Raw genomic sequence first — 16319 nt, forward strand, 5'->3', positions numbered from 1 at the left:
TCGTCTGCCTCGTGCATCGACTTTTTCGTGTTACGGTAAATAACCGGTTAAGGATTCGGACTATCGGCCCTGAAAGTTGCCTTGCCGGGCGAAATTCAACCGATTTGGCCGGGCGGCAGCCAGGAGTTGTGCCCGGTCATGTTGTCGCAACGACCGGCTTGACAGCTGCCTTGGGTCAGCGGAACCGTCTAACGTCTTTTTCGAACCGGATTATTGCTGCGCTGCAAAATCCGCCCTAAACGAGGCCCCTCAGCAGGCCGAGAGGACACCCATGCCGATCTACAAAGCCCCCCTTGAAGACGTCCATTTCCTGCTCAACGACGTCTTCCAGATCGACCGCTACGACAATCTCCCCGGCTTCAGCGACGCGTCGGCCGATGTGCGGGAAGCGATTTTGAATGAGGCTGCCAAACTCAGCGAACAAGTGCTGCAGCCGCTCAATCGCGTCGGCGATCTCGAGGGCTGTACCCGCCATGACGATGGCAGCGTGACGACCCCCAAGGGCTTCAAGGAAGCCTACAGGCAGGTGACCGAAGGCGGCTGGTTCGGCCTCTCCGCGCCGGCGGAATATGGCGGGCAGGGGCTGCCGATCACGCTGACCCAGGCCGTCAATGAATTCCAGTGTTCGGCGAACATGGCGTTCGCGATGTATGGCGGCCTGACCATGGGCGCGACGGCGGCGCTGATGGTGCATGGCAGGCCCGAACAAAAGACGATGTTCGTGCCGAAGATGGTGGCGGGGCAATGGACCGGCACCATGAACCTCACCGAGCCGCAATGCGGCACCGATCTCGGGTTGCTGCGCACCAAGGCCGTCAAGCAGCCCGACGGCAGCTACAAAGTCACGGGGACCAAGATTTTCATCTCCGCCGGCGAGCACGACCTGGCGGAAAACATCATCCATCTGGTGCTGGCCCGGATCGAGGGCGCGCCGGCCGGCATCAAGGGCGTATCGCTGTTCGTGGTGCCGAAGATCCTGGTCAATGCCGACGGGTCGCTCGGGGCGCGCAACGGCGTCAGCTGCGGCTCGATCGAACACAAGATGGGGATTCACGGCAATTCCACCTGCGTGATGAACTACGACGGCGCCACCGGCTGGCTGATCGGCGAGGAAAACAGGGGCATGCAGGGCATGTTCGTGATGATGAACGAGGCACGGCTCGGCGTCGCGGTGCAGGGGCTGGCGCAGTCCGAAGTCGCCTATCAGAACGCGGTCGCCTATGCGCGGGACCGCCTGCAGGGCCGCTCGCTGTCGGGGCCGAAAGCGCCGGACAAGCCGGCCGATCCGATCATCGTGCATCCCGACGTGCGCCGCACGCTGCTCACCATTCGCGCCTTCAACGAGGCGGCGCGCGCGATGGTGGTGTGGACCTCGCTGAAGAGCGATGTCGCCCACCGCTCCAGCGATCCCAAGGACCGCCAGGAGGCGGACGATCACATGGGGCTGATGACGCCGGTCATGAAAGGCGTCCTGACCGATGTCGGATTTTCCAATGCGGTGCTGGCGCAGCAGATGTACGGCGGCCATGGCTACATCGCCGAAAACGGCATGGAGCAGTTCGTGCGCGACGCGCGCATCGCCATGATCTATGAGGGCGCCAACGGCATTCAGGCGCTCGATCTGGTCGGGCGCAAATTGCCGCGCGACGGCGGCCGCGCTGTCATGTCGTTCTTCAACGAGGTGGCCACTTTCGCCAAGGACCACGGCGCGGACGAGGCCATGAAGCCCTATGTTCCCCCGCTGAGCACGGCGCTGGGCCATCTGCAGCAGGCCACCACCTGGCTGATGCAGAACGCGATGGCGAAGCCCGACAATGCCGGCGCCGCCGCCACCGATTACATGCAGCTGTTCGGCCTCGTCACCTTCGCCTATATGTGGGCGCGCATGGCGAAAGTCGCACAAGACAAGATTGCGGGCGGCGGCGCGACGCCTTATCTGACCACCAAGCTGGTGACCGGCCGCTTCTTCATGGAACGGATGCTGCCGGAAACATCGCTGCATCTTGCGCGGATCCAGACCGGATGCGCGACCACCATGGAATTGGCGGCGGAAGCGTTCTGATCGGAGAAATCTTGCGGTCCCCGCGATTCGATCCGCGACATCTTCCAAATCGCCTATATATTATGATCCTCATACCAGGAGGGCGTCATGCCTGAGGCATATATCTACGATCACGTTCGCACGCCGCGCGGCCGCGGCAAGGCTGATGGCGCGCTGCACGAGGTGACCGCGCTGGCGCTGGCGACGGCGCCGCTGAGAGCGCTGAAAGAGCGCAACAACCTCGGGGAAGACGTCGTCGACGACGTTGTGCTCGGCGTGGTCGATCCGGTCGGCGAAGCCGGCTCCGACATCGCACGGTTCGCCGCGCTCAAGGCCGGTCTCGGCGAAGCCGTCCCCGGGGTCCAGATCAGCCGTTTCTGCGCCTCCGGCCTCGACGCCGTGAATTTCGCCGCCGCCCAGATCATGAGCGGCCAGCATGAACTCACCATCGGCGGCGGCGCCGAGTCCATGAGCCGCGTCGGCATCGGCGCCTCCGGCGGCGCCTGGCCGATGGACCCCTCGATCGCGGTGCCGGCCTATTTCATGCCGCAGGGCGTGTCGGCCGATCTGATCGCGACCAAATACGGGTTTTCGCGCGACGACGTCGATGCCTATGCGGTGCAGAGCCAGCAGCGCGCGGCGAAAGCGTGGGACGAGGGCCGCTTCAAGAACTCGGTGGTCCCGGTGAAGGACGTCAACGGCCTCACCCTTCTCGCCAAGGACGAGCATATGCGGCCGACCACGACGATGCAGTCGCTCGGCCAGCTGCAGCCGTCGTTCGTGGCGATGGGACAGATGGGCGGCTTCGACGCGGTGGCGATCCAGTCGCATCCGGAAATCGAGCGCATCAACTACGTGCATCACGCCGGCAATTCGTCGGGAATCGTCGACGGCGCCGGCGCGGTTTTGCTCGGCAGCAAGGAGGCCGGCGCAAAACACGGCCTGAAGGCGCGTGCGAAAATCCGGGCCTTCACCAATATCGGCTCCGAACCGGCGATGATGCTGACCGGCCCGGTCGACGTTACCAAAAAGCTGTTCGAACGCTCCGGCATGAAGAAGTCGGATATCGACCTGTTCGAATTGAACGAGGCGTTCGCCTCGGTGGTGCTGCGCTACATCCAGGCCTTCGACATCGACAATGCCAAGATCAACGTCAACGGCGGCGCGATCGCGCTCGGCCACCCGCTCGGCGCCACCGGCGCGATGATCCTGGGCACCGTGCTCGACGAACTCGAGCGCACCAACAAGTCGACCGCGCTGGTGACGCTGTGCATCGGCGGCGGCATGGGCACCGCGACCATCATCGAGCGGGTTTAAGGCGTATAGCCGTGGGGTGGGTTAGCCGAAGGCGTAACCCACCGATATCGCGGCGTTGGGAATGGTGGGTTACGCTTCGCTGACCCACCCTACGATCAGAGACAACCGCCGCGCCTCCTGGCTGTCGGCATCGAGGGAGCGACAAACATGGCCTTCAAGAATTTCAAGGTAGAAACCGACGCCGACGGCATCGCGCTCGTCACATGGGACATTCCGGGCCGTTCGATGAACGTGCTGGACGAGACCACGATCACCGAACTCGAAGCGATCGTGAAGCAGACTTCCGCCGACGCTGCGATCAAGGGCGTCGTCGTCACCTCGGGCAAGGAGGCGTTCTCCGGCGGCGCCGACCTGTCGATGCTTGAAGGCATGAACCGCCGCTATACCGACCTCCTCAAGGAAAAGGGCGAGGTCGCCGCCAACCAGATGCTGTTCGACGAGAGCCGCAAATCCTCGCTGGTGTTTCGGGCCATCGAAACCTCAGGCAAGCCGTGGGCGGCCGCGATCAATGGGCTGGCGCTCGGCGGTGCGTTCGAACTGACGCTGTCGTGCCACTACCGCGTCGCCGCGGAAAATCCGAAAACCCGCCTCGGTCTGCCGGAAGTCAAGGTCGGCTTGTTTCCAGGCGCCGGCGGCACCCAGCGGGTGCCGCGGATCGTGCCGCCGCAGGACGCCATGCAGTTGCTGCTGAAGGGCGAGGCGATCAATCTCGACAAGGCAAAGGCGCTGAAGCTGATCGACGCTGTTGTTCCCGCCGGCGATCTGATCAAATCTGCGAAGGACTGGATCAAGGGCGGCGGCAAGGCGGTCGCGCCCTGGGATGAGAAGGGTTTCAAGCTGCCCGGCGGCCTGGTCTATTCCAAGGCCGGCATGATGATGTTCCCGGCGGGTAACGCGATCTTCCGCCGCGAGACCTACGATAATTATCCGGCGGCGCGCGCGATCATGCAGTGCGTCTACGAGGGATTGCAGCTGCCGATCGACGCGGCGTTGCGGGTCGAATCGCGCTACTTCGCGCAGATCCTGCGCAGCAAGGAGGCCGCGGCGATGATCCGCAGCCTGTTCCTGTCGATGCAGGAATTGAACAAGGGCGCACGCCGGCCGCAGAACGTGCCGCCGACCAAAGTGAAAAAACTCGCCGTCATCGGCGCCGGCTTCATGGGCGCCAGCGTCGGCTACGTCTCGGCGCGCGCCGGCATCGACGTGATTTTGATCGACCGCGACCAGGAGAGCGCCGACAAGGGCAAGGGCCATGCGAAATCCGTCATCGACGATTTGATCAAGAAGGGCCGCGCCAAGGAAAGCGATCGCGAGGCGATCATGTCGCGCATCAGCGCCACCGCGGATTATAGTGTGCTGAAGGATTGCGACCTCGTCATCGAGGCTGTTTTCGAGGACCGCAAGGTCAAGGCGGAAACCTATGCGAAGGCGCAGCCGCTTTTGAAACCCGATGCGATCTTCGCCTCCAACACCTCGACGCTGCCGATCAATTCGTTGGCGGAGGAATTCAAGGACCAGAGCAAATTCATCGGCATTCATTTCTTCTCGCCGGTCGAGAAGATGATGCTGGTGGAGATCATCGTCGGCAAGAACACCGGCGACGTCGCGCTCGCCACCGCGCTGGATTACGTGCGCACCATCGGCAAGACGCCGATCGTGGTCAATGACAGCAGAGGCTTCTTCGCCAACCGCTGCGTGCTGCGCTTCACCGCCGAAGGCCTGGAAATGCTGATGGAAGGCGTGCCGCCGGCGATGATCGAGAACACCGCGAAGATGGCGGGCATGCCGGTCGGACCGCTGTCGCTGTCCGACGAGGTGGCGCTCGATCTGGTGCTCAAGATCATGAAGGCGACCGAAGCCGATCTCGGCGCCAATGCGATCGACCAGACCCAGAAGAAGCTCCTGGTCGAGATGGTCGAGAAGCAGGGCCGCTTCGGCCGCAAGAACGGCAAGGGATTCTACGATTATCCGGAAAAGGGCAAGGGCCAGAAGAGCCTGTGGTCGGAATTGAGCGGCTTGCAGCCGAAGCACCTCGACCCCGACAGCCTCGATGTCGAGGAATTGAAGCAGCGTTTTCTGGTGGTGCAGGCGGTGGAAGCCGCGCGCACCGTGGAGGATCACGTCATCACCGATATGCGCGAGGCCGACGTCGGCTCGATTCTAGGCTTCGGCTTTGCGCCGTTCACCGGCGGCACGCTGTCCTATATCGACTTCATGGGCACCAAAAACTTCGTAGCACTTTGCCACAAGCTCGAGGCCAAATACGGCTCGCGCTTCACGCCGCCGAAACTCCTGATCGAGATGGCGGAAAAAGGCGAGACCTTCTACGGCCGCTTTCCGCCGAAGAAACTGGCGGCGGCGTAAATCCCGTCGTCCCGGCCTCCGAGCCGGGACCCATACCGCGTGATTTCACGATAGAACGCTGTGGCTGACGCCTTCTCGCACCACGTACACCTGTGGTCGGGTCCCGGCTCGGAGGCCGGGACGACGTTGAGAGAGTTTCGCCGGGACGACGCAAAAAGGGCCGGATCGTCGATCCGGCCCTTTGCTTTATGCGATCAGAAATAACCTCACGCCGCCTTCATCAGGCCTTCCTTGATCAGCGCTTCCTGCACTTTCGGGCGCGCGCCGACGCGGGCCTTGTAGGCCGTCAGGGTCGGCAAGCCCGAGAGATCGAATTTCATTCGGTCGGCCCAGGACAGCATCGTGAACAGGTAGCCGTCGGCAACCGTGAACTGCTTGCCCATCAGATAATCGTGACCGGCCAGCGCGCCGTCGAGATATTTGAACTTGCCCATCACCCGATCCTTGAAGAAGGCCTTGGCGTCGTCGGCCAGTATCGGGCTGAACATCGGGCCAAAGTTCTTGTGCAATTCGGTGGTGATGAAGTTCAGCCACTCCTGCAGCTTGTAGCGCTCGGCGCTGTCGCGGGCGGGCGCGAGGTTTTTGGCCGAAGCCTTGTCGGCGATCATCTGGACGATGACCGGGCCTTCGGTGACCAGTTCGCCGTTGTCGAGGCCAAGCGCGGGCACTTGGCCCTTCGGATTCACCTTCAGGAAGTCGTCGCCATTTTCCAGTTTCTTGGCCTTCAGATCGACCTTGACCAGATCGTACGGCAGACCGGCCTCCAGAAGCGCGATGTGGGGCGAAAGCGAACAGGCACCGGGCGAATAATACAGTTTCATCGGAATTTCCTTCCTGTGAATTATTGGTTATATCGGTCGAATGACTAAATGCATCTGCATGAAAGAGTCAAGATTGATGCAGCTGCATTTAGTGCGATACACTGGTCCGTCACATTGATAGGCCAGGCCATGAAACGCAAACCATCGACCGAGGCGACCGCCGCCTGGATCCGCCTGATGCGGATCCAGAGCCGGGTACTCGACGCCGTCGAGCTGGATTTGAAGAAGGCCGGCTTTCCGCCGCTGGCCTGGTATGAGGCGCTGCTCGAACTGTCGCGCGCGCCTTCAGGCGAAATGCGTCCGGTCGAACTGGAAAAGCACATGCTGATCCCGCAATACTCGACCTCGCGGCTGATCGACCGGCTGGTCGACGAGGGGCTGGCGGCGCGGCGCGAGTGCAAGATCGACAAGCGCGGTCAGTTCGTCGAGATCACCGAGAACGGGCGCGAGCTGCAGAAAAAAATGTGGAGCGCGTATTCCGCCGCGATCGAAAAGCATGTCGGCTCGAAATTGTCCGATGCGGACGCGTCAAGGCTGTGCGGACTGCTCGACCGGCTGGGCTGCTCGTGCGATGAGGCGCAGCTGTCCGTCGCCAGAGACGGCGCGCCCGCACGATGATATCGTTTTCACCTCTCGCATCCCCGGACTGGTCGGTTCGCGGATGCCCCCGACACCGCGCGCGTTCGGTCGAAGCGCCTTTCATCCGGAATCCTTATGGCGCGTGATCAGATCGATATGACGCCGCTGCAATCGCGCGACGAGCTGGTTGCGTGGCTGGCAGCGGGCGTGAAGCCGCCGTCCGAATTCCGGATCGGCACCGAGCATGAAAAAACGCCGTTCACGCTGGTCGGCCATCATCCCGTTCCCTACGAAGGCGCGCGGGGCATCGGCGCGCTGCTCGAAGGCATGAAGCTCCTGCTCGGCTGGGAGCCGATCATGGAGCGCGGCAACATCATCGGATTGTACGACGTTACCGGCGGCGGCGCGATTTCGCTGGAGCCCGGCGGACAATTCGAACTGTCGGGCGCGCCGGTCGAGACCGTGCACCAGACCCAGTCCGAACTGATGGCGCATCTGGCGCAGGTGCGCGAGGTCGCCGCCCCGCTCGGCATCGGGTTTCTCGGCCTCGGCATGACGCCGTCATGGTCGCGGGAGCAGATCCCGATGATGCCCAAGGGCCGCTACCGGATCATGACCGACTACATGCCGAAGGTCGGCCGCTATGGCCTCGACATGATGTACCGCACCTGCACGGTGCAGACCAATCTCGACTTCTCGTCCGAAGCCGACATGGTCAGGAAACTGCGGGTTTCGGTGGCGCTGCAGCCGGTCGCCACCGCGCTGTTCGCCAATTCGCCGTTCACCGAAGGCAGGCCCAACGGGTTCCTGTCGTTCCGCTCCGAGATCTGGCGCGATACCGACAATGCGCGCTCCGGGATGATTCCATGGGCGTTCGAGGACGGCATGGGGTTCGAACGCTGGGTCGATTACGCGCTCGACGTTCCCATGTATTTCGTCAAGCGCGGCGATGCCTATATCGACGTCGCCGGATCCTCGTTCCGCGATTTCTTCGAAGGCAAGAATCCGGCATTTCCCGGCGAGCGTCCGACGCTGTCTGACTGGGCCAACCATCTGTCGACGATTTTCCCGGAAGTGCGGTTGAAGCGCTATCTGGAAATGCGCGGCGCCGACGGCGTGCCGTGGGGACGGCTGCCGGCGCTGCCGGCGTTCTGGGTCGGACTGCTCTACGACGATACCAGCCTGGACGCCGCCTGGGACCTCGTGAAGGACTGGAACGCCGCCGAGCGTCAGGCGTTGCGCGACGACGTGCCGCGCTTCGGCTTCAAGGCCCGGATCAGGGATCGCTATCTGTTCGAAATCGCCAAGCAGTGCCTGACGCTGGCGCATTCCGGCTTGCGGCGGCGCGCCCGCCTCGACCACGCCGGCCGTGACGAGACCCGTCATCTCGAGCCGCTGCAGCGGATCATCGATGCCGGACGCGTCCCGGCGGAAGAGATGCTGGACAAGTTCAACGGTCCCTGGCGCGGCTCGGTGGAACCGGCCTATGAGGAATACGCGTTCTAGATCAGCCCGTTGACGGGCTTTTGTTGCCGGGCTTCCGCGCTGTTCATCCGCGGTACAGGTTCATGGCGATCAAATGGCAGTTAGCGAAATGCTGCGCGTCCAATCAATCGAAAGCAATTGCATATGGGGAGAGGCGGCCTGTTCAGGGCGTGTTTGGTGACGCTTGCTTTCCTGGCGGCCGTCGCAGCCACGCGGCCTGCGCAGGCGCAGGCCAATTTCGACCGCCCGGGCGGCGACTATCAGAACTCGCCGGTGTCTTCAGGCGATCCGGCGGATTGCGCCTTGATGTGCGAGCGCGACCGGCGCTGCCGGGCGTGGAGCTTCAACTACCCGACCGATATCGCCGGCGGCGCGGTGTGCTGGCTGAAGAGCAATGTGCCGGCGCGGATCGAGGATAATTGCTGCGTCTCGGGCGTTCGCGGTGCTGGCGTAGTCGAGCCGCGCAACGGCACGATCGAAACCTCGATCGACCGGTTCGGCGGTGACTACCGCAATTTCGTCCTCAAAAGCAGCGAGGGCGACGAAGCCTGCAAGACAGCCTGCACCGAGGACAATAAATGCCGGGCCTGGACCTATGCGCGGCCGGGCTATGTCGGCAAGGAGGCGCACTGCTTCCTGAAAAAGGAAATCAAGCCGCCGCGGCGCAAGGCCGGGTTCATCTCGGGCGTGGTGCGGTAGCCCCTCCTCGCCGTCATTCCGGGATGCGCGAAGCGCAGACCCGGAATCTCGAGATTCCGGGTTCGATGCTTCGCATCGCCCCGGAATGACGGCGGTGCTTGCAAACGGTTTGCGCCGCACCCCGAGGCGGTCCACGCCAGCGAGGCGGAATAACCCGTCGGCAATGATTTCATTGCCCGGGAAAAGCCCGGGCATGACGAATTTTGAATGGCTAGTTCTCTCTCAATGCACCGCGGTAAAAAACCGTGCGGGACGGAAGCCGGACAGCCAGGTCCATATCGGGTGACTGCGAATGCCGAGGTCCCACGATCCGACCACGGCATCGGCGCGGCCGACCAGATTGTCGATCGGCAACATCCCGACCCCGCCATCGCGGACGGGAACGCGGCTGTCGGCCGAGTTGTCGCGGTTGTCGCCCATCACGAACAGATGGCCCGCGGGCACCGTCACTTCAGGGGTGTTGTCGAGCCGGCCATTGTCGCGCAGCTTGAAAATCGCGTGGCTGACGCCATTGGGCAACGTTTCGATGTAGCGATACGCCGGCTCGCCTCCGCCATTGTCGTCTTCGGCTTCGCCGATCCCGTCGGCCTTCAGCGTGGCCGCATGGTCGTTGATGAAGAGCTGGCCCTCGCGCATCTGGATGCGGTCGCCGGGCAGGCCGACCACGCGCTTGACCCAGGCTTGCGAGCGGTCGCCCGGCCAGCGGAACACCACGACGTCACCGAGCTTCGGGGTTTCGCCGAACACGCGTCCGGTCTCGGGCAGGTTGATCTGGATCGGCAGCGAGGCGGTGCCGTAGCCGTAAGGATATTTCGACGCCAGCAGCGCATCGCCAATCAGCAGCGTCGGCTCCATCGAGCCCGACGGCACGTAGAACGGCTCGGCGATCGCGCCCTTGGCGAGGAAAACCGCCAGCACGATCGCCACGAGCTGGAGGAATTGCGCGCCCCAGCCATGTGCCTTCTTCGAGGCTACCATTTGCTTCTCGACGCTCATGAGCCGGTTCCTCCGACAGTAATGCGTTCCATCCGCAGCGTCGGCTGGCCGACGCCGACCGGCACACCCTGGCCGTTCTTGCCGCAGGTACCGATGCCGGAATCGAGCGCGAGATCGTTGCCGACCATGGTGATCCGATGCAGGTCGGTCGGCCCGTTGCCGATCAGCATCGCGCCCTTCAGCGGCGGGCCGAGCTTGCCGTTTTCGATCTTGTAGGCCTCCGTGCACTGGAACACGTATTTGCCCGAGGTGATATCGACTTGGCCGCCGCCGAAATTGGCGGCATAAACGCCGTTCTTGACCGAGGCGAGAATTTCAGCCGGATCGCGCTCCCCCGCCAGCATGTAGGTGTTGGTCATGCGCGGCATCGGCACGTGGGCATAGCCCTGACGGCGGCCGTTGCCGGTCGGCTTCATGTTCATCAGCCGGGCGTTCTGGCGGTCCTGCATGTAGCCGACCAGGATGCCGTCCTCGATCAGCACGGTGCGGTTGGTCGGCGTGCCCTCGTCGTCGATCGACAATGACCCGCGACGCGAGGCAATGGTGCCGTCGTCGACCACGGTGACGCCCTTGGCCGCGACCTGCTGGCCCATCAGGCCGGCAAAGGCGGACGTCTGCTTGCGATTGAAGTCGCCCTCGAGCCCGTGGCCGACGGCTTCATGCAGCATCACGCCGGGCCAGCCGGCCCCCAGCACCACGTCCATTTCGCCGGCCGGAGCCGGGACCGATTCGAGATTGACCAGCGCCTCGCGGATCGCGCCGTCGGCGGCTTCGCGCCAGGCCTTGGTTTCGATGAAGCGCGCGTAACCTTCGCGGCCGCCATAGCCTTTGCTGCCGCTTTCCTGCCGGTCGCCTTGCCCTGCGACCACGGAAATATTGACCCGCACCAGCGGACGGATGTCGCGATAGTTCTCGCCGTCGGGCCGGAGGATTTCCACCACCTGCCAGGTCGCGCCCAGACTCACGGTGACTTGCCGCACCCGCGGGTCCTTGTCGCGGACATAGGCATCGATCTCGGCCAGCAGTTTGACCTTGCTTTCGAAGCCCGGCGCATCCAGCGGATTTTCGTCGCCATAGAGCCGCACATTGGAATGCGGCGGCGCCGCCGCGAAATTCCCGCTATAGCCGCCGCGGACCGCATGCACCGCGTCGGCGGCGCGAATCAGCGCCGGCAAAGAGACGTCGGAGGAATGCGCATAGCCGACCGCGTCGTCCTTGACGGCGCGCAGCCCGAATCCCTGCGAGGTGTCGTAGGTGGCTTGCTTGAGCCGGCCATTGTCGAACATCAGCGCTTCGGTCTGACCGTATTCCAGGAACAACTCGCCGTCGTCGGCGCCCTCCAGCCCGCGCGCGACCTGATGGCGCACGGAATCGCGGTCGAGGTTGGCGCGGTCGAGCAGGGAGGTGGTGGGGGTCATGGGCCTATTCCGTTGAGTGTAACGATGGCTGCAAGATAGTCTTTCGCGGCCGCCGTTGCGAGGGGGGGCGGCGCAGGCCCGATTGCCGCATCGAGGACAGGGCGTAGCAGATATTATTGAAGCCGATAAATTATGTCCTGTTTGTAATCAGCCGGGCCGCGCCCAGCGGCCGTCGCGTGGCCGAACCTCCGATGGTCGAAATGCCCGGCGAACCCATGCTGCACCAAGCCCAGAATGATGCTAGGTTTTTGCCATGAACTACCAGCACATCATTTCCATCGAGCCGGGCAAGCGTGGCGGCCGTCCTTGCATTCGTCACGTGCGGATTGCGGTCGCGGACGTGCTCGGTTGGCTCGCCGCCGGCCAGACCTATCAGCAGATCCTCGACGACTTTCCCGAATTGACCGAGGACGACATCCGGGCCTGCCTGGCCTATGCCGCCGACCGTGAAAGGCGCCTTATCACCGCCGCGACATGAAGCTCTTGCTTCGACCAGAATCTCGGCTTCAGGCTCTGCCGGAATAATTGCTGATCTTTTCCCGGAATCGAATCACGTTCGGCTTTGGGCTTATCGGAAGTTGGCGATCGGATTCTTTGGGACTACGCAAAGGCAAACGGATTTACGATCGTATCCCAGGATGTCGATTTCGCCGAAATGGCGGTCCTGTCGGGCTCGCCGCCCAAGATGATCTGGTTGCGCGCCGGAAACCAATCAACGGCGGCCGCTTCAACGTTGATCCGGTGACATGCCGATCTTATCGTGGCGTTCGGCCACGACGATGACACGGCGTGTCTGGAGATCTACTAAAGCGTGATGAGATGAGGTTAGATTGAGCTAGGACGCAGCGGAAACTTTACCTCTCCCGCGGGGAGAGGTCGGCGCGTAGCGCCGGGTGAGGGGTTACGGTCTATCGTTGGTGCAGCACCCCCTCACCCGATTTGCTGCGCAAATCGACCTCTCCCCGCTGGGGAGAGGTGAAGGGCACACCGATTCAAATTAAAACCATCTTGCTCTAGTCTGCCGCCTCACGGCAGCTGGTCATAGCCCTCGCCGAGTCCGTTCAGGCTCAGCGGAAACCCGATCCCCTCTTCCGGGGTCTCGAAGATGATAAACGTCGCGGTCTTGGCGGTGCGCAGCTGGCCAAGGAGCTTGTCGTCCATCACAACTTCGGCAACGCAGCCATTGGGCAAGCACCTGACAAAACCGGCGCGGCCGACGTCGACATTGTCGAGCTTCAAGCCGAGTCCGGAGGGCAGCAGCACGCCGAGCGGTGCCACCACCCGCATCAGCTTGCTCTTCTGATCGGCGGTTTTCAGCACGATGACGGTCAGGCCGGCATTGGAGCGGTCTTCCGCGACCACGCTCTGGATCAGCGCGCATTGCTCCGCTTGCGCCCCGGGCGGGGTGTCGCAGCGGATCTGCCAGTCGCCATGGACCGACCGCACCGCGCCTTGCGCATGGGCAGAAGCGGTCAGGCCGAGCAGCAAAGCGGTGGCGAGAACGCCGCCCAACAGGCGGCTGAAACGGACGGCAAATCGATGGCCGCGGCGTGCAGCGCGTCTCGCCTGGTCTTTCGAAAGCCCCATCCGGGTCGATCCCCTGATATTTTCCTCGAGATGATGTCGGTCCGAAATGTGGACTGATACCGCAATGACGGCGCCTTGAAGGCGAGACTGCGCCGGGATGGGCCGCTCCCGAGTTTGCGAATCACGCCCCTCGGAAACACCCCGCCTGTGCCTACAACGGGCAATCCGCCTGTCAAGCGGCGCAGGGGTGCAAAAATAGCGCTTCGGCCTGATTTCACGGGAAAATGTGGCAGCCGGCGAATAGCCGCTGGCGCATCGCTCCACCGCTTACTACTGCATTGCGAGAGGCTAAGAATTATGGTTTGAGAGGCTGGATTTCGACGCGTTCTAACGATCCGGCCCGAATACATCCCAGGCCGTTTGTCAGGGGGCGGATCGTGCAGCATGTCCCGCCATCCGGCGGAATGCTTTGGGTTCTATCAAGGGAGCGCGAACGGCATGAAGATGTCGAAGGGCCAGACGGGCCGGCGGTTGTTGGGTTTGGCGGTGGCCGGCGTTGCGCTGCTGGCCGGCGGGGCAGCTGTTGCCCAAGAAGTGGGGCAGCCGGGACCGTGGAAATTCAACCTTCAGGCTTCGGCCACGCCGGTGATGGAGGACATCGCCTGGTTCCACAACTGGCTGCTCATTATCATCACGGTGATCACGCTGTTCGTTCTCGCGCTGCTGGTCACGGTGGTCGTGAAGTTCAACGCCAGATCCAACCCGGTCCCCTCGCGGACCACCCACAACACCCTGATCGAAGTGGCCTGGACCCTGATTCCGGTGCTGATCCTGGTCGGCATCGCGGTGCCGTCGTTCCGGCTCTTGTTTCAGGAGCTCGACATTCCCAAGGCCGATCTGACGGTGAAGGCGACCGGCAAGCAGTGGTACTGGAGCTACGCCTATCCGGACAACGGCAAATTCGAATTCGATTCGCTGCTGGCCCAGGACAAGCAGCCGCGGCTGCTCGGCGTCGACAACGAACTGGTAGTGCCGGTGAACAAGGTTGTGCGGGTGCAGGTCACCGGCGCCGACGTCATCCATTCCTTCGCGGTACCGGCGTTCGGCGTCAAGATCGACGCGATTCCCGGCCGACTCAACGAAACCTGGTTCAAGGCCACCAAGACCGGCGTGTTCTACGGCCAGTGCTCGGAACTGTGCGGCAGGGATCACGCCTTCATGCCGATCGCGGTGCGGGTGGTGAGCGATCAGGAGTTCACGGCCTGGGTTGAGACCGCGAAGAAGAAATTTGCTTCCGCCCCGGCGAATTCCTACGCCTCGGCGGCCGAAGCGGCGCAGTAGGCCAAAAGCCTCCAGCGCTTCGATCAAGGGACAAGGGCGACGGGACCGCGAGGTCCACAAGGGACTGCAAGGCAGGATTTGAAAATGGCAACAGCGACACCGGCTCATACCGATCATGGCCACGACCACGCGCATGACGATCACGCACACGCCCACCCGACCGGCTGGCGGCGTTACGTCTATTCGACCAACCACAAGGACATCGGCACGATGTACCTGGTGTTTGCGATCATCGCGGGGCTCATCGGCGGCTTGATGTCGATGGCGATCCGGGCGGAACTGATGTTTCCCGGCGTGCAGATTTTCCACCAGACTCACGAATACAACGTGTTTGTGACCGCGCACGGCCTGATCATGATCTTCTTCATGGTGATGCCGGCGATGATCGGCGGGTTCGGCAACTGGATGGTGCCGCTGATGATCGGCGCGCCAGACATGGCGTTCCCGCGCATGAACAACATCTCGTTCTGGCTGCTGCCGGTCGCGTTCGCCCTGCTGATCATTTCGACCTTCGTCGAGGGCGAGCCGGGCTCCAGCGGCGCCGGAACGGGCTGGACGCTTTATGCGCCGCTGTCGACGTCCGGTCATCCCGGACCGGCGGTCGATTTCGTCATCCTGGCGCTGCATCTGGCCGGCGCCTCGTCGATTCTGGGCGCCATCAATTTCATCACCACGATCTTCAACATGCGCGCGCCTGGCATGACCCTGCACAAGATGCCGCTGTTCGTATGGTCGATCCTGGTCACGGTGTTCCTGCTGCTGCTGGCGCTGCCGGTGCTCGCCGGCGCCCTCACCATGCTGCTCACCGACCGCAATTTCGGCACCACGTTCTTCTCCGCCGACGGCGGCGGCGACCCCGTGCTGTTCCAGCATCTGTTCTGGTTCTTCGGCCACCCCGAAGTCTACATCCTGATCCTGCCGGGTTTCGGCATGATCAGCCAGATCATCTCGACGTTCTCGAAGAAGCCGGTGTTCGGCTATCTCGGCATGGCCTACGCGATGGTGGCGATCGGCGGCATCGGCTTCGTGGTGTGGGCGCACCACATGTACACCGTCGGCATGTCGTCGGCGACGCAGGCCTATTTCGTCGCCGCCACGATGGTGATCGCGGTGCCTACGGGGGTGAAGATATTCTCCTGGATCGCCACGATGTGGGGCGGCTCGATCGAGTTCAAGACCCCGATGCTGTGGGCGGTCGGCTTCATCTTCCTGTTCACCGTGGGCGGCGTCACCGGCGTGGTGCTGGCCAACGCGGGCGTCGATCGCGTGCTTCAGGAAACCTACTACGTCATCGCGCACTTCCATTATGTGATGGGCGTCGCCGCGGTGTTCGCGATCTTCGCCGGCTGGTACTACTGGTTCCCGAAAATGTCCGGCTACATGTACAACGAGACCATCGGCAAGCTGCACTTCTGGGTGATGTTCATCGGGGTCAACATCCTGTTTTTCCCGCAGCATTTTCTGGGGCTGCAAGGCATGATGCGGCGCTCGGTCGACTATCCCGATGCGTTCGCCGGCTGGAACGTGGTGTCGTCGGTCGGGGCATACGTCTCCGGGTTTGGCGTCCTGATCTTCATCTACGGCGTGATCGATGCGTTCATGCGCAAGCAGCAGGCCGCCGACAATCCGTGGGGCGTCGGCGCCACCACGCTGGAATGGACGCTGCCGTCGCCGCCGCCGTTCCATCAGTTCGAAGTGCTGCCGCGCGTGCAGTAATGCGAATGCGCGGCG

General features: G+C 63.0%; 14 protein-coding genes. 10 read left to right on the plus strand and 4 right to left on the minus strand.

Annotation, left to right across the window (positions count from 1 at the left end; translation table 11 throughout):
* Positions 1–271 precede the first annotated feature (271 nt).
* The 3 genes from B5527_RS02020 to B5527_RS02030 all read left to right on the plus strand — a co-directional run bounded on the left by B5527_RS02020 (position 272) and on the right by B5527_RS02030 (position 5722).
* Positions 272–2062 (plus strand): acyl-CoA dehydrogenase C-terminal domain-containing protein, encoded by a 1791-nt coding sequence (locus B5527_RS02020; RefSeq protein WP_079599814.1) that lies wholly within the window; start codon positions 272–274, stop codon positions 2060–2062.
* Between the two features lie 87 nt (positions 2063–2149).
* Positions 2150–3358 carry an acetyl-CoA C-acetyltransferase gene (locus tag B5527_RS02025; protein WP_079599815.1) on the plus strand — a complete coding sequence of 403 codons (1209 nt, stop codon included), beginning with the start codon at positions 2150–2152 and terminating at the stop codon, positions 3356–3358.
* A gap of 147 nt (positions 3359–3505) precedes the next feature.
* A complete protein-coding gene (locus B5527_RS02030) occupies positions 3506–5722 on the plus strand; it encodes a 3-hydroxyacyl-CoA dehydrogenase NAD-binding domain-containing protein (protein WP_079599816.1) in 2217 nt (738 codons plus the stop codon).
* Positions 5723–5928: 206 nt separating this feature from the next.
* Here B5527_RS02030 and gstA read toward each other — a convergent pair whose 3' ends face one another.
* Positions 5929–6543, minus strand: coding sequence for a glutathione transferase GstA (gene gstA / locus B5527_RS02035; RefSeq protein WP_079599817.1), 615 nt, complete (start codon positions 6541–6543; stop codon positions 5929–5931).
* A 129-nt stretch (positions 6544–6672) separates the two neighbouring features.
* On the opposite strand from gstA, the gene B5527_RS02040 reads away from it, so the two are divergent.
* From B5527_RS02040 to B5527_RS02050, 3 genes are all read left to right on the plus strand, one after another.
* Positions 6673–7161 (plus strand): MarR family winged helix-turn-helix transcriptional regulator, encoded by a 489-nt coding sequence (locus B5527_RS02040; RefSeq protein ID WP_079599818.1) that lies wholly within the window; start codon positions 6673–6675, stop codon positions 7159–7161.
* 96 nt (positions 7162–7257) lie between these two features.
* Entirely contained in the window at positions 7258–8628 is a 1371-nt protein-coding gene (locus B5527_RS02045; protein ID WP_079599819.1) for a glutamate--cysteine ligase, read from the plus strand.
* A 123-nt stretch (positions 8629–8751) separates the two neighbouring features.
* Entirely contained in the window at positions 8752–9306 is a 555-nt protein-coding gene (locus B5527_RS02050; RefSeq protein WP_079599820.1) for a PAN domain-containing protein, read from the plus strand.
* Between the two features lie 222 nt (positions 9307–9528).
* Here B5527_RS02050 and lepB read toward each other — a convergent pair whose 3' ends face one another.
* Together lepB and tldD are read right to left on the minus strand one after the other, a co-directional pair.
* Entirely contained in the window at positions 9529–10302 is a 774-nt protein-coding gene (gene lepB, locus B5527_RS02055; protein ID WP_079599821.1) for a signal peptidase I, read from the minus strand.
* Positions 10299–11720, minus strand: coding sequence for a metalloprotease TldD (gene tldD, locus B5527_RS02060; RefSeq protein ID WP_079599822.1), 1422 nt, complete (start codon positions 11718–11720; stop codon positions 10299–10301). The genes lepB and tldD overlap by 4 nt, the downstream gene beginning before the upstream one ends.
* A gap of 253 nt (positions 11721–11973) precedes the next feature.
* Here tldD and B5527_RS02065 point away from each other — a divergent pair, with 253 nt between their 5' ends.
* Entirely contained in the window at positions 11974–12198 is a 225-nt protein-coding gene (locus B5527_RS02065; RefSeq protein WP_079599823.1) for a DUF433 domain-containing protein, read from the plus strand.
* 66 nt (positions 12199–12264) lie between these two features.
* Positions 12265–12465, plus strand: a complete 201-nt coding sequence (locus B5527_RS47485; RefSeq protein ID WP_425305086.1) for a DUF5615 family PIN-like protein — start codon at positions 12265–12267, stop codon at positions 12463–12465.
* Positions 12466–12746: 281 nt separating this feature from the next.
* Here B5527_RS47485 and B5527_RS02075 read toward each other — a convergent pair whose 3' ends face one another.
* Positions 12747–13307, minus strand: coding sequence for an invasion associated locus B family protein (locus tag B5527_RS02075; protein ID WP_079599825.1), 561 nt, complete (start codon positions 13305–13307; stop codon positions 12747–12749).
* Between the two features lie 438 nt (positions 13308–13745).
* Between B5527_RS02075 and coxB the strand changes: the two genes are divergently transcribed.
* Together coxB and ctaD are read left to right on the plus strand one after the other, a co-directional pair.
* Entirely contained in the window at positions 13746–14588 is an 843-nt protein-coding gene (gene coxB, locus B5527_RS02080) for a cytochrome c oxidase subunit II (protein WP_079606985.1), read from the plus strand.
* An 84-nt stretch (positions 14589–14672) separates the two neighbouring features.
* Positions 14673–16304 (plus strand): cytochrome c oxidase subunit I, encoded by a 1632-nt coding sequence (gene ctaD, locus B5527_RS02085; protein ID WP_079599826.1) that lies wholly within the window; start codon positions 14673–14675, stop codon positions 16302–16304.
* Positions 16305–16319 lie beyond the last annotated feature (15 nt).

This window comes from Bradyrhizobium erythrophlei, assembly GCF_900129425.1.
In the GTDB taxonomy this organism is placed as follows: Bacteria; Pseudomonadota; Alphaproteobacteria; order Rhizobiales; family Xanthobacteraceae; genus Bradyrhizobium; species Bradyrhizobium erythrophlei_C.